This is a genomic window from Pseudomonas maumuensis (genome assembly GCF_019139675.1).
In the GTDB taxonomy this organism is placed as follows: domain Bacteria; phylum Pseudomonadota; class Gammaproteobacteria; order Pseudomonadales; family Pseudomonadaceae; genus Aquipseudomonas; species Aquipseudomonas maumuensis.
Genome location: NZ_CP077077.1, coordinates 5,572,910 through 5,587,075, shown reverse-complemented (window position 1 = coordinate 5,587,075; position 14,166 = coordinate 5,572,910). Strand labels below are relative to the sequence as shown.

The following is a 14,166-nucleotide window of genomic DNA, read 5'->3' as shown; positions in this document are numbered from 1 at the left end:
GTGCGGCTGGGTGGTCGTAGAGCACGACCCCGCCGGATCCAGGGCGGGGGAGGCATTTTGCAGACGAACCCGAGGGCCTTCAACCGGTTCTGAAGCGAAACGAAGTTAAAACTACAAGTCACCCTGTGACCGTATGTCGCAACGATCTGGTCTCAGCCTGTCAAACACGCGCTATGCGGAGCTTAGGAGAAATTTTGAAAAAAATTCCGCTATTTTCGTTCTCAGTTTGCTGAATGTCGCAAAATCAGCTGCAAACCCGCGCAGTTACTAGGGTTGCTAGGTTTTTCAGGGTTAACGGAACAGATTACGGATTTGCGACAAATCCATATATCTGTAGGTGTTCAAAATAATTGACTACGGGGTCAGTTTTACCCCTGTCACCCTATTCCGTGGCGGTATACCGTTGCGCCTGCTCAACCAGCCAGTCGCGGAACGCCCGTAGCGAGGCGGACTCGACCTTCCGCTCGGGGATCATCAGATGGTAGGCCTTGTCGCTGGAGAGGGCATGCCTGTTAGCGACCACCAGTCGGCCCTCCTGCAGCTCGCGCTGGATCAGGAACGGCGGAATCAGCGCAATGCCCATGTCATGCATGGCGGCCTGGGCCAGCATCGAAAACAGCTCGTAGCGCGGGCCGGTCATGTCGCGTTCGACGCTCATCCCCAAGCCGTCGAACCATTGTCGCCAGGCATAGGGGCGGGTGGTCTGCTGCAACAGCGGCAAGCCGGCAATGTGCTGGGCGTCGAGGCTGGCTTGTCCTTCCAGCAGGGAAGGGCTGCACACCGGCATGGGGTTCTCGCCCATCAGTCGGTGGGACTGGGTGCCCGACCAGTCGGCGTCGCCGAAGTAGATGGCGGCATCGAAGGGCGTGTCGGCGAACAGGAAGGGGCGGGTGCGGTTTGTCAGGTTGACCGTGACCTCCGGGTGACGCTGCTGGAAGTCCTTCAGGCGCGGCAGCAGCCACTGGGTGCCGAAGGTCGGCACCACCGCCAGTTCGATCACATTGGCGCCTTGCTGACGCATCACCGAAAGCGTGTCGCGCTCCACCGCATCCAGCTGGGCGGCCACCTGGCGGCTGTAGGATATCCCGGCTTCGGTCAATTTCACGCCCCGGCGCGAGCGGCGGAACAGTTCGACATTGAGGAAGGCCTCCAGGCCGCCGATCTGCCGACAGACGGCGCCCTGGGTCAGGGCCAGTTCCTGGGCGGCCTTGGTGAAGCTCTCGTGACGTGCGGCCGCCTCGAAGCAGACCAGGGCGGTGGTGCTGGGGATCTTGCGGCGCATGTACGTGAACCTCACATGTCAGGCGTTGAGTAGGGCATTTTGATGATTACGAAGTGAGAAAATATCACTAAACGGTGCGCAATCCTCGTTTGTCCCTCACGCCAAACAGGCCTAGGATCAATCCAGCACAACAATTCGTTCCCATCTTTCGAGGAATCCGCACATGGCTGGCAAGGCAAGCTTCAACTGGATCGACCCGCTGCTGCTGGATCAGCAGCTCACTGAAGAAGAGCGCATGGTCCGTGACAGCGCCTATCAGTTCGCCCAGGACAAGCTGGCGCCCCGTGTGCTGGAGGCGTTCCGCCATGAGCAGACGGATCCGGCGATTTTCCGTGAGATGGGTGAAGTCGGCCTGCTCGGCGCGACCATTCCCGAGCAGTACGGCGGCAGTGGCCTGAACTACGTCTGCTACGGCCTGATCGCCCGCGAGGTGGAGCGTATCGACTCTGGCTACCGTTCGATGATGAGCGTGCAATCGTCGCTGGTCATGGTGCCGATCAACGAGTTCGGTACCGAGGCACAGAAGCAGAAGTACCTGCCGAAGCTGGCCAGTGGCGAGTGGATCGGCTGCTTCGGCCTGACCGAGCCCAACCATGGCTCCGACCCGGGCTCGATGATCACCCGCGCCCGCAAGGTCGATGGTGGTTATCGCCTGAGCGGCAGCAAGATGTGGATCACCAACAGCCCGATCGCCGATGTATTCGTGGTCTGGGCCAAGGACGATGCCGGCGATATCCGCGGTTTCGTGCTGGAGAAAGGCTGGGACGGCCTCAGTGCTCCGGCCATCCATGGCAAGGTCGGCCTGCGTGCTTCGATCACCGGCGAGATCGTCATGGACAACGTATTTGTGCCGGAAGAGAACATCTTCCCGGACGTGCGTGGCCTCAAAGGCCCGTTCACCTGCCTGAACTCGGCCCGCTACGGCATCTCCTGGGGCGCGCTGGGTGCCGCCGAGGCCTGCTGGCACACCGCTCGCCAATACACCCTGGATCGTCAGCAGTTTGGCCGCCCACTGGCTGCCAACCAGCTGATCCAGAAGAAGCTGGCCGACATGCAGACCGAGATCACCCTGGCCCTGCAAGGCTGTCTGCGCCTGGGTCGGATGAAGGACGAAGGGACCGCGGCGGTCGAGATCACCTCGATCATGAAGCGCAACTCCTGCGGCAAGGCCCTGGACATCGCTCGCCTGGCGCGCGACATGCTGGGTGGCAATGGCATCTCCGACGAGTTCGGCGTGGCTCGTCACCTGGTCAATCTCGAGGTGGTCAACACCTATGAAGGTACTCACGACGTGCATGCGCTGATCCTTGGGCGTGCGCAGACCGGCATCCAGGCGTTCTATTAATAGAGGAGCCAGGCCATGGGCGCGCTTTCCCATCTGCGGGTGCTGGATCTTTCCCGGGTATTGGCCGGCCCCTGGTCCGGCCAGATCCTCGCCGACCTTGGGGCGGATGTAATCAAGGTGGAGCGCCCTGGCGCGGGTGATGACACCCGTTCCTGGGGGCCGCCTTTCCTGCGCGATGTCCAGGGCGAGAACACCAGCGAGGCGGCCTACTACCTGTCGGCCAACCGTAACAAGCGCTCGGTGACCATCGACTTCACCCGGCCGGAAGGCCAGCGCCTGGTGCGCGAGCTGGCGGCGAAGTCGGATATCGTCATCGAGAACTTCAAGGTAGGCGGGCTGGCGGCCTATGGGCTGGACTATCAAAGTCTGAAGGCGGTCAATCCCAAGCTCATCTACTGCTCGATAACTGGCTTCGGCCAGACCGGGCCGTATGCAAAGCGTGCCGGTTACGACTTCATGATCCAGGGGTTGGGTGGGCTGATGAGTCTGACCGGGCGCCCGGAGGGTGAGGAAGGGGCCGGCCCGATGAAGGTCGGGGTGGCGCTGACCGACATCCTCACCGGGCTGTATTCCACCGTGGCGATCCTGGCGGCCCTGGCGCATCGTGACCAGGCCGGTATCGGCCAGCACATCGACATGGCGTTGCTGGATGTGCAGGTGGCCTGTCTGGCCAACCAAGCGATGAACTACCTCACCACTGGCACCCCGCCCCGGCGGCTGGGCAATGCGCACCCCAATATCGTGCCCTACCAGGACTTCCCGACGGCGGATGGCAATTTCATTCTTACCGTGGGTAACGACGGGCAGTTCCGCAAGTTCGCGGAAGTGGCCGGGCAAGCGCAGTGGGCGGATGATCCGCGCTTTGCCACCAATAAACAGCGAGTGGCCAACCGAGCCGAGTTGATTCCGCTGATTCGCCAAGCCACGGTGTTCAAAACCACGGCCGAGTGGGTGAGTGAACTGGAGGAGGCGGGCGTGCCGTGCGGGCCGATCAACGATCTGGCGCAGATGTTCCAGGATCCGCAGGTGTTGGCCCGTGGGCTGGCGGTGAAGGTTCCCCATCCGTTGGCGGGTAGTGTGCCGCAGGTGGCCAGCCCGATCCGGTTGTCGGAGACGCCGGTGGAGTATCGGCAGGCGCCGCCGCTGCTGGGGGAGCATACAGAAGCGGTGCTTGGCGATGTGCTGGGGTTGGATGGGGCGGCGGTGCAGCGGCTCCGGGCTGCCGGGGTGCTGTGACGCGCTATCTATAGAGGGCGAAGCGGGGAGGCCGATAGGCCTCCCCGCTTTTTTGGGGCTGCTTATATAGGTACCAATGCTCCTGACGCGATCTTTTTGATTTTTATGAAATTAATGGTTGACGAGGTTTCAGATCCCCTTATAATGCGCCCCACTTCCAGCGACATCGGAACGAAAAACTCCTTGAATATCAATGAGTTGATCGATCAAGAGGGTTGCGGAGGTGCTTCGGTCGTCAGATCGGCAGCGGTGAAAAAGGCAGTTGACAGCAGGTTGTAACGCTGTATGATTCGCCTCCCGCTACGAGAGATCGCAGCGAGTCAAGTGTTTGAAGTTGAACGGGTTTCTCGCAAAATACTTCGAAATAAACGCTTGACAGCAAATGAGGAAAGCGTAGAATGCGCGCCTCGGTTGAGACGAAAGATTCTTAACCAACCGCTCTTTAACAAATTGAATCAAGCAATTCGTGTGGGTGCTTGTGAGTACGGACTGATAGTCGCCAAGATTATCAGCATCACAAGTGGCCATGCGAGAAATCACATAGTCATTTGAGATTGCTGAGCCAAGTTTAGGGTTTCTTAAAAACCCAAGCAGTATTGAACTGAAGAGTTTGATCATGGCTCAGATTGAACGCTGGCGGCAGGCCTAACACATGCAAGTCGAGCGGATGACGGGAGCTTGCTCCTTGATTCAGCGGCGGACGGGTGAGTAATGCCTAGGAATCTGCCTGGTAGTGGGGGACAACGTTTCGAAAGGAACGCTAATACCGCATACGTCCTACGGGAGAAAGCAGGGGACCTTCGGGCCTTGCGCTATCAGATGAGCCTAGGTCGGATTAGCTAGTAGGTGAGGTAATGGCTCACCTAGGCGACGATCCGTAACTGGTCTGAGAGGATGATCAGTCACACTGGAACTGAGACACGGTCCAGACTCCTACGGGAGGCAGCAGTGGGGAATATTGGACAATGGGCGAAAGCCTGATCCAGCCATGCCGCGTGTGTGAAGAAGGTCTTCGGATTGTAAAGCACTTTAAGTTGGGAGGAAGGGTTGTACGTTAATACCGTGCAATTTTGACGTTACCGACAGAATAAGCACCGGCTAACTCTGTGCCAGCAGCCGCGGTAATACAGAGGGTGCAAGCGTTAATCGGAATTACTGGGCGTAAAGCGCGCGTAGGTGGTTCGTTAAGTTGGATGTGAAAGCCCCGGGCTCAACCTGGGAACTGCATCCAAAACTGGCGAGCTAGAGTATGGTAGAGGGTGGTGGAATTTCCTGTGTAGCGGTGAAATGCGTAGATATAGGAAGGAACACCAGTGGCGAAGGCGACCACCTGGACTGATACTGACACTGAGGTGCGAAAGCGTGGGGAGCAAACAGGATTAGATACCCTGGTAGTCCACGCCGTAAACGATGTCAACTAGCCGTTGGAATCCTTGAGATTTTAGTGGCGCAGCTAACGCATTAAGTTGACCGCCTGGGGAGTACGGCCGCAAGGTTAAAACTCAAATGAATTGACGGGGGCCCGCACAAGCGGTGGAGCATGTGGTTTAATTCGAAGCAACGCGAAGAACCTTACCAGGCCTTGACATGCAGAGAACTTTCCAGAGATGGATTGGTGCCTTCGGGAACTCTGACACAGGTGCTGCATGGCTGTCGTCAGCTCGTGTCGTGAGATGTTGGGTTAAGTCCCGTAACGAGCGCAACCCTTGTCCTTAGTTACCAGCACGTTATGGTGGGCACTCTAAGGAGACTGCCGGTGACAAACCGGAGGAAGGTGGGGATGACGTCAAGTCATCATGGCCCTTACGGCCTGGGCTACACACGTGCTACAATGGTCGGTACAGAGGGTTGCCAAGCCGCGAGGTGGAGCTAATCTCACAAAACCGATCGTAGTCCGGATCGCAGTCTGCAACTCGACTGCGTGAAGTCGGAATCGCTAGTAATCGCAAATCAGAATGTTGCGGTGAATACGTTCCCGGGCCTTGTACACACCGCCCGTCACACCATGGGAGTGGGTTGCACCAGAAGTAGCTAGTCTAACCTTCGGGAGGACGGTTACCACGGTGTGATTCATGACTGGGGTGAAGTCGTAACAAGGTAGCCGTAGGGGAACCTGCGGCTGGATCACCTCCTTAATCGAAGACATCAGCCTGCTGATGAGCTCCCACACGAATTGCTTGATTCATTGTGTAAAGACGATGCTGTAACGCGACCCTGTTATAGGTCTGTAGCTCAGTTGGTTAGAGCGCACCCCTGATAAGGGTGAGGTCGGCAGTTCAAATCTGCCCAGACCTACCAATTACTTGGTGCGGCTGGTCAATGGGGCCATAGCTCAGCTGGGAGAGCGCCTGCCTTGCACGCAGGAGGTCAGCGGTTCGATCCCGCTTGGCTCCACCACTCTTTCAGGTTTCGCAGCACTGCTCAGAACTTAGAAATGAACATTCGGTGATGAATGTTGATTTCTGACTTTTGTCAGATCGTTCTTTAAAAATTCGGATATGTGATAGAAATAGACTGAACACCAGTTTCACTGCTGGTGGATCAGGCTAAGGTAAAATTTGTGAGTTCTGCGCGAAAGCGCGACGTACGAATTTTCGGCGAATGTCGTCTTCACAGTATAACCAGATTGCTTGGGGTTATATGGTCAAGTGAAGAAGCGCATACGGTGGATGCCTTGGCAGTCAGAGGCGATGAAAGACGTGGTAGCCTGCGATAAGCTTTGGGGAGTCGGCAAACAGACTGTGATCCAGAGATCTCTGAATGGGGGAACCCACTCAGCATAAGCTGAGTATCTTGTACTGAATACATAGGTGCAAGAGGCGAACCAGGGGAACTGAAACATCTAAGTACCCTGAGGAAAAGAAATCAACCGAGATTCCCTTAGTAGTGGCGAGCGAACGGGGACCAGCCCTTAAGCTGGTTTGAGATTAGTGGAACGCTCTGGAAAGTGCGGCCATAGTGGGTGATAGCCCCGTACACGAAAATCTCTTGCCAGTGAAATCGAGTAGGACGGAGCACGAGAAACTTTGTCTGAACATGGGGGGACCATCCTCCAAGGCTAAATACTACTGACTGACCGATAGTGAACCAGTACCGTGAGGGAAAGGCGAAAAGAACCCCGGAGAGGGGAGTGAAATAGAACCTGAAACCGTATGCGTACAAGCAGTGGGAGCCTACTTTGTTAGGTGACTGCGTACCTTTTGTATAATGGGTCAGCGACTTATATTCAGTGGCGAGCTTAACCGAATAGGGGAGGCGTAGCGAAAGCGAGTCTTAATAGGGCGCTTTAGTCGCTGGGTATAGACCCGAAACCGGGCGATCTATCCATGGGCAGGTTGAAGGTTAGGTAACACTGACTGGAGGACCGAACCGACTACCGTTGAAAAGTTAGCGGATGACCTGTGGATCGGAGTGAAAGGCTAATCAAGCTCGGAGATAGCTGGTTCTCCTCGAAAGCTATTTAGGTAGCGCCTCATGTATCACTGTAGGGGGTAGAGCACTGTTTCGGCTAGGGGGTCATCCCGACTTACCAAACCGATGCAAACTCCGAATACCTACAAGTGCCGAGCATGGGAGACACACGGCGGGTGCTAACGTCCGTCGTGAAAAGGGAAACAACCCAGACCGTCAGCTAAGGTCCCAAAGTCATGGTTAAGTGGGAAACGATGTGGGAAGGCTTAGACAGCTAGGAGGTTGGCTTAGAAGCAGCCACCCTTTAAAGAAAGCGTAATAGCTCACTAGTCGAGTCGGCCTGCGCGGAAGATGTAACGGGGCTCAAACCATGCACCGAAGCTACGGGTATCACCTTTGGTGATGCGGTAGAGGAGCGTTCTGTAAGCCTGTGAAGGTGAGTTGAGAAGCTTGCTGGAGGTATCAGAAGTGCGAATGCTGACATGAGTAACGACAATGCGAGTGAAAAACTCGCACGCCGAAAGACCAAGGTTTCCTGCGCAACGTTAATCGACGCAGGGTTAGTCGGTCCCTAAGGCGAGGCTGAAAAGCGTAGTCGATGGAAAACAGGTTAATATTCCTGTACTTCCAGTTATTGCGATGGAGGGACGGAGAAGGCTAGGCCAGCTTGGCGTTGGTTGTCCAAGTTTAAGGTGGTAGGCTGAGATCTTAGGCAAATCCGGGATCTTAAGGCCGAGAGCTGATGACGAGTGCTCTTTAGAGCGCGAAGTGGTTGATGCCATGCTTCCAAGAAAAGCTCCTAAGCTTCAGATAACTGGGAACCGTACCCCAAACCGACACAGGTGGTTAGGTAGAGAATACCAAGGCGCTTGAGAGAACTCGGGTGAAGGAACTAGGCAAAATGGCACCGTAACTTCGGGAGAAGGTGCGCCGGTGAGGGTGAAGCACTTGCTGCGTAAGCCCACGCCGGTCGAAGATACCAGGCCGCTGCGACTGTTTATTAAAAACACAGCACTCTGCAAACACGAAAGTGGACGTATAGGGTGTGACGCCTGCCCGGTGCCGGAAGGTTAATTGATGGGGTTAGCGCAAGCGAAGCTCTTGATCGAAGCCCCGGTAAACGGCGGCCGTAACTATAACGGTCCTAAGGTAGCGAAATTCCTTGTCGGGTAAGTTCCGACCTGCACGAATGGCGTAACGATGGCGGCGCTGTCTCCACCCGAGACTCAGTGAAATTGAAATCGCTGTGAAGATGCAGTGTATCCGCGGCTAGACGGAAAGACCCCGTGAACCTTTACTATAGCTTTGCACTGGACTTTGAGCTTGCTTGTGTAGGATAGGTGGGAGGCTTTGAAGTGGGGACGCCAGTTCTCATGGAGCCATCCTTGAAATACCACCCTGGCAACCTTGAGGTTCTAACTCAGGTCCGTTATCCGGATCGAGGACAGTGTATGGTGGGTAGTTTGACTGGGGCGGTCTCCTCCCAAAGAGTAACGGAGGAGTACGAAGGTGCGCTCAGACCGGTCGGAAATCGGTCGTAGAGTATAAAGGCAAAAGCGCGCTTGACTGCGAGACACACACGTCGAGCAGGTACGAAAGTAGGTCTTAGTGATCCGGTGGTTCTGTATGGAAGGGCCATCGCTCAACGGATAAAAGGTACTCCGGGGATAACAGGCTGATACCGCCCAAGAGTTCATATCGACGGCGGTGTTTGGCACCTCGATGTCGGCTCATCACATCCTGGGGCTGAAGCCGGTCCCAAGGGTATGGCTGTTCGCCATTTAAAGTGGTACGCGAGCTGGGTTTAGAACGTCGTGAGACAGTTCGGTCCCTATCTGCCGTGGACGTTTGAGATTTGAGAGGGGCTGCTCCTAGTACGAGAGGACCGGAGTGGACGAACCTCTGGTGTTCCGGTTGTCACGCCAGTGGCATTGCCGGGTAGCTATGTTCGGAAGAGATAACCGCTGAAAGCATCTAAGCGGGAAACTTGCCTCAAGATGAGATCTCACTGGAGCCTTGAGCTCCCTGAAGGGCCGTCGAAGACTACGACGTTGATAGGTTGGGTGTGTAAGCGCTGTGAGGCGTTGAGCTAACCAATACTAATTGCCCGTGAGGCTTGACCATATAACACCCAAGCAATTTGCGCGTAAGCCGAATTGTGGTGGTGAAGACGAAGCAACCGAAGATTCGTAAGACCACAAATATCGCATATCCGAATTGGCTGGCATGTCTGCAAGGACGTACTGGCAACCGAATTTCTTGACGACCATAGAGCATTGGAACCACCTGATCCCATCCCGAACTCAGCAGTGAAACGATGCATCGCCGATGGTAGTGTGGGGTTTCCCCATGTGAGAGTAGGTCATCGTCAAGATTCATTTCGCAAAACCCCTATCTGCGCGAGCAGGTAGGGGTTTTGTCTTTAAGTAGAGACTACAGAGATTCGCAGGTACGTCCCCAAGACGGGCCAGCACACAGAATTTCTTGACGACCATAGAGCGTTGGAACCACCTGATCCCATCCCGAACTCAGCAGTGAAACGATGCATCGCCGATGGTAGTGTGGGGTTTCCCCATGTGAGAGTAGGTCATCGTCAAGATTCAATTCCGAAGCCCCTGATCGCGATGCGGTCGGGGGCTTTGTCTTTTCAGGGTATCGATGCGTGAAGTTCCCGTATGAGATCGTCCAGCTCCCTGCGCTGGCACGAAGGGAACAGTACTCACAAACACAGCACGGTTCCTGTAGGAGCGGCTTCAGCCGCGATCACCCGCGAAGTGGCTCCAGACACCGAGTTGCTTGCATTGCGGTTAAAGCCGCTCCTACAGAGCTCTCTTTTTGCTGTGCGACAGCACAGCCCGAAGAGCTATCCCCGACCCCTGATGTTCAAGACAAAAAAAGGCCGCTCCCGGTTGGGAGCGGCCTTTTTGCTATCGGGGCATATGCCCCTGCCAGTGGTATCAGCTCAGCAGGTTACGCACATTGCCCATCGCTTCATCGGCAAACCCCTGCAGGAACGCCTGGAAGCCCGGCAGGGCGTCCGGTCCGCCTTCCCAGGGCTCGGCTTGGATGGTCCAGATCGCGCGGCTGTGATCGCTATCGATCACCTGAACTTCCATGGCCGCCCACAGATTGCCGATATTCAGGCTGGTGTAGATCAAGCTCCATGTCATGTTCATGGCCTGTTCGTCACGAGAATTCAACTGCTCGATCACCACGTTGCCATCCTTGAACAGCTTCTTGCGTACCGAGCGCACGCCGCTGCCGGTCATCTCGATATGCGCCAGCGCAGGGATGAACACAGGGAAACCGGCGAAGTTGCCGACGATGCTCCACACGTTGGCCGCCGGCGCGGCGATCTCCACGCTGGAAATTACCTGGCAGCCTTGTGGGTTATGGATCAGGGTATCGGGTTTGAGTGTTTGCATTGGAATGTTGCTCCTGTTGTGTATGAAAGGGGTCAGATAAAGCCGATGTCCGCCAGGTAGCGGCAACCGCGGCTGAGCAGCGCGGGGTCCTTGCTCGGATAATGGGCGCCCATGCGCTGGACACCGGCGCGGGCGTTGTCGTGGACGATGCCGGAGATGTCACCGATGTCTTCCTCGAAACCGTCCAGGTAGAAGCCCAGGACGTCATACAGCGCGTTGTCGCGATCAACCCGCGCCAACTGACGTTGCCATTGCTCGATGCTGACCAGTTCGAAGGCATGGCCCTGGGCGTGGAACGACGCCATGTAGTCGCGCCAGCGCAGGGGTTCGGGGTTGTGCAGGTTGAACACACACTGGCCGGCCTGGTAGCGGCTGGCGTGGAAGGCGATGAAGCGAGACAGGAAGTCCACCGGCATGAGATCGAAGTCGATCTCCAGTCCGGGCACCTGGCCCAATTGCAGTGAACCCTTGAGCATCAGCATCAGTCGGTTGCGCTGAGGCTGGCAGGCCCCGGTGCGGCTATCGAAGGTGATGTTGCCGGGGCGGAACAGATTGACCCACACGCCCTGCTTACGAGCGCGGCTTAGAATGCGCTCGCCAACCCATTTGCTCAGGTTGTAGCCATTGCGAATGTAGATCGGCGGGGAGTCGGTCGGATCGCTCTCCAGCACGCGTCCGTCGCCATCCACCGCACTGCAGGCGGATAGGGTCGAGACAAAGTTGAAGATCTTCTTGCGCCGGCCTTCGCACAGCTTTAGGCATTCGAACAATGGCTCGATGTTGTCGGCGGCCAGCACCTCGTAGTCGAGCACATGGTTGACCTGTGCGGCGTTATGCAGCAGCGCGCCAAAGTTGCTATCCAGGTAGTCATAGTCGGCCTGTGCCAGGCCTAGCAGTGGTTTGCGCAGGTCCGCTTGGAAAACCCGCACGCGGCTCAGATCCAAGGTGATGTGATTGTCCTGCAGCGCTTGGGAGAAACGCTCATCGGCGGATAACCCACCGGCGCTGCGTACCAGGCAAGCGACTTCACTCGCCCCCCATTCCAGCAAAGACTCGACCAGATGCACGCCGAGGAAGCTGTTGGCTCCGGTGACGATCACCTTGTGCATATCGCCCAGCCGCTCCATCGGCTGCACCTGCAGGTCCAGCGCACGGTTGGCGTCATGCTCCAGGCGTGCCAGGGACGTCTGCAAGGCCTGGTGATCGCCGTCGAGCAGCGCGCCCAGGCGCTGAAGGGTCGGCTGTTCGATGAAGCGGTTAATGGCAACCTCCTGACCGAAGTGCTCCCTGACCTCCAGCAGCAGACGCGACAGCAGGATGGAGTGACCGCCGAGGTTGAAGAAGCTGTCGTCGACAGAGATGTCGGCCTGCGGCAGCTCCAGCAGAGCGCTCCACAAATGGCGCAGACGTTCTTCGGTCGCTGTCCGTGGTTCGACACGCTGGCTGGTCGGCAAGGCCAACGGATGTGAGGAAAGTGCCCGGCGATCCACCTTTCCGTTTGCGGTGTAGGGCATCTGCTCCAGCACCTGATAGAACACCGGGCGCATATAGTCGGGCAGGTGTCGCTCGGCATGCTCGCGCAACAAGCGTTCGGCATCGACCCGTTCCGGGTGGGTAAGGAAGGCCAGGACCCGCCGTTGAGTGTCGATCACCACCGCCACCTGGGCGAACAGCTGGCTATCGCGCAGGCAATGCTCGATTTCTTCGGGCTCGACCCGGAACCCACGGATCTTCACCTGATTGTCTCGACGGCCGCACAGCTCGATGCCCTGCTCGGTCCATTTGCCGATGTCTCCCGTGCGGTAGGCGCGCAGTGTTCGGCCTGCGGGCAGGCTCAGCTCGACGAAACGTTCGGCGGTCAGTTCGGGGTTGTTCAGGTAACCCAGACCGACACCCGGCCCGGTGATGTAAAGCTCGCCGGGGATCTGCTCACGTACCGGCTGCAGGTCGTGATCGAGTATCAGAACCTGAGTGTTGGCGAGCGGTTGCCCCAGGTTGCGGTTGTTGTCTCCTGCGCCGAACACCCGCGTCGTGGCCAGCACGGTGGTTTCCGTCGGCCCGTAGATGTTATGCATCCGGCACTGCCCGGCCAGTCGGGCGATGACTTCCGGCTCGCAGACGTCGCCCCCGGTGACCAGGTGGCGCAGGCCCAGATGGGTATCTCGAGGCAGGATGCTTAGCAGCGCCGGTGGCAGGAACGCATGGCTGATTTCCTCGCTGTGGATAAGTTGCACCAGCAGCTGGGGATCGCGGCGCTGGTCCTCACTGGGTAGTACCAGTTCGGCACCGCAGACGAAGGTCGGCAGGATATCCAGCAGCGAGGCATCGAAGCCGATGGTGGAGAACTGCAGGACTCGGCTGTGTCCGTCGAGGCCCACGTGCTCGCGGTACCAGGCTGTGAAGTGCGCCAGATTGCGCTGGCTGAGCAACACGCCCTTGGGCTGGCCGGTAGTGCCGGAGGTGTAGATCGCCACGCAAGCCTGTTCGGCGCCGACCTCGCGCAACGCCAGGCTGGGCAGCGGCAGGCCCTGCGCCGAAGGGAGGCTACGGACATCCACATTGGGGATATCCACAGGTGCCAGCCCGTCATGCAGCACGACGCAGGCGCCGGCGTCGGCGAGGATCAGCTGGCGTCGCTCGGCCGGTGTGGCCGGATCCAGTGGCAGGTAGATGGCGGCGCAGCCAAGCACCGCCAGCAAGCTGGCATAGAGCTTGGGTGACTTGCCCATGCATACGGCGACCACCGGCGGCTGTTCCCCGGCTTTGGGTAACAGCGGCAACAAGGCCTGCTGGATCACGGCGGCGTGCGCATGCAGTTGTTGATAGGTGCAGCGCTGCCCGTTGTGGCTTACGGCGTGACACCCGGCGTGCAGCCGCAGGCTCTGCTCCAGATTCGCGATCAGGCTTGATTCGGCGCTCTCCAGCAGGTCGGTGCGCAACGTACGGTTGAATGGGTGCTGATAGGCCAGAGTCTCCAGCCAGTCCAGGCCGTGCTCGCGCTCCTGGTCTGCTGGGCTTACCGCGGGCGTTTCCTGCAGATGCAACGGGTTGCGCGCGAAGCGGGTGACCTGCAGGGCCAGTTGCTCGCACAGGGCTTGCAAAGCGTCCTCACGCAACTGTTGGCCATTACCCGAGCGCGGGGTGGGTATCGCTACCCGATGAATCAGCCGTTGGGCGCTGGCACTGCCGCACCAGCACAGGGCCTCCAGTTGCGGCAGGGTTTCGCTGAAGCTCGCACCCAGGCGTAGCCTGAGCAGCGGCGTGTGACCCAGGAGCTGCCAGTCACTGCTGCTCAGTACCAGGCTGCCATCCTCCACCACCAGGTCAGGCTGGGTCGACAAATACCGGCGCAAGGTCTGGGTGCTGTCGGCCCTGGCCGAACCATGGCCATGCTCGTCGAGCAGGCGGGCGAACTTCTCCAGGGGCGGGCTGCTGCCCACCAGGAGTATGTCGAGGCGTCTCATATC

5 protein-coding genes, 2 tRNA genes and 4 rRNA genes are annotated in these 14,166 nt (G+C 57.9%); 8 read left to right on the top strand and 3 right to left on the bottom strand.

All coding sequences use genetic code 11. The features are described 5' to 3' along the window. Window positions 1-382: 382 nt before the first annotated feature. Window positions 383-1,282, bottom strand: a complete 900-nt coding sequence (locus KSS90_RS24750) for a LysR family transcriptional regulator (protein ID WP_217867649.1) — start codon at window positions 1,280-1,282, stop codon at window positions 383-385. A 163-nt stretch (window positions 1,283-1,445) separates the two neighbouring features. Here KSS90_RS24750 and KSS90_RS24745 point away from each other — a divergent pair, with 163 nt between their 5' ends. From KSS90_RS24745 to rrf (KSS90_RS24710), 8 genes are all read left to right on the top strand, one after another. Further along, on the top strand, window positions 1,446-2,627 hold the full coding sequence (locus tag KSS90_RS24745; protein ID WP_023630017.1) for an acyl-CoA dehydrogenase: 1,182 nt from the start codon (window positions 1,446-1,448) through the stop codon (window positions 2,625-2,627). Window positions 2,628-2,642: 15 nt separating this feature from the next. Further along, window positions 2,643-3,863, top strand: coding sequence for a CaiB/BaiF CoA transferase family protein (locus tag KSS90_RS24740; protein ID WP_217867648.1), 1,221 nt, complete (start codon window positions 2,643-2,645; stop codon window positions 3,861-3,863). Between the two features lie 598 nt (window positions 3,864-4,461). Beyond that, window positions 4,462-5,998: ribosomal RNA gene (locus tag KSS90_RS24735) — 16S ribosomal RNA — on the top strand. A gap of 86 nt (window positions 5,999-6,084) precedes the next feature. After that, window positions 6,085-6,161 (top strand) — tRNA-Ile (locus tag KSS90_RS24730). A gap of 23 nt (window positions 6,162-6,184) precedes the next feature. Next, a tRNA-Ala gene (locus KSS90_RS24725) sits at window positions 6,185-6,260 on the top strand. A 245-nt stretch (window positions 6,261-6,505) separates the two neighbouring features. Next, window positions 6,506-9,398, top strand: a 23S ribosomal RNA gene (locus tag KSS90_RS24720). 134 nt (window positions 9,399-9,532) lie between these two features. Then, window positions 9,533-9,648: ribosomal RNA gene (gene rrf, locus KSS90_RS24715) — 5S ribosomal RNA — on the top strand. Between the two features lie 109 nt (window positions 9,649-9,757). Beyond that, window positions 9,758-9,873 (top strand): 5S ribosomal RNA (gene rrf, locus KSS90_RS24710). Together the 16S, 23S and 5S rRNA genes with 2 tRNA genes alongside form the textbook arrangement of a ribosomal RNA operon. Before the next feature lie 358 nt (window positions 9,874-10,231). On the opposite strand, the gene KSS90_RS24705 is transcribed toward rrf (KSS90_RS24710), so the two are convergent. After that, on the bottom strand, window positions 10,232-10,699 hold the full coding sequence (locus tag KSS90_RS24705; RefSeq protein ID WP_217867647.1) for an SRPBCC family protein: 468 nt from the start codon (window positions 10,697-10,699) through the stop codon (window positions 10,232-10,234). 32 nt (window positions 10,700-10,731) lie between these two features. Beyond that, window positions 10,732-14,163 carry an amino acid adenylation domain-containing protein gene (locus KSS90_RS24700; RefSeq protein ID WP_217867646.1) on the bottom strand — a complete coding sequence of 1,144 codons (3,432 nt, stop codon included), beginning with the start codon at window positions 14,161-14,163 and terminating at the stop codon, window positions 10,732-10,734. Window positions 14,164-14,166: the final 3 nt, after the last annotated feature.

Excerpts from the sequence above, each read along its gene's own strand:
- KSS90_RS24705 (WP_217867647.1), bottom strand. The coding sequence starts at position 10,699 with ATGCAAACACTCAAACCCGATACCCTGATCCATAACCCACAAGGCTGC.
- KSS90_RS24740 (WP_217867648.1), top strand. The coding sequence starts at position 2,643 with ATGGGCGCGCTTTCCCATCTGCGGGTGCTGGATCTTTCCCGGGTATTG.
- KSS90_RS24745 (WP_023630017.1), top strand. The coding sequence starts at position 1,446 with ATGGCTGGCAAGGCAAGCTTCAACTGGATCGACCCGCTGCTGCTGGAT.
- KSS90_RS24750 (WP_217867649.1), bottom strand. The coding sequence starts at position 1,282 with ATGCGCCGCAAGATCCCCAGCACCACCGCCCTGGTCTGCTTCGAGGCG.
- KSS90_RS24700 (WP_217867646.1), bottom strand. The coding sequence starts at position 14,163 with ATGAGACGCCTCGACATACTCCTGGTGGGCAGCAGCCCGCCCCTGGAG.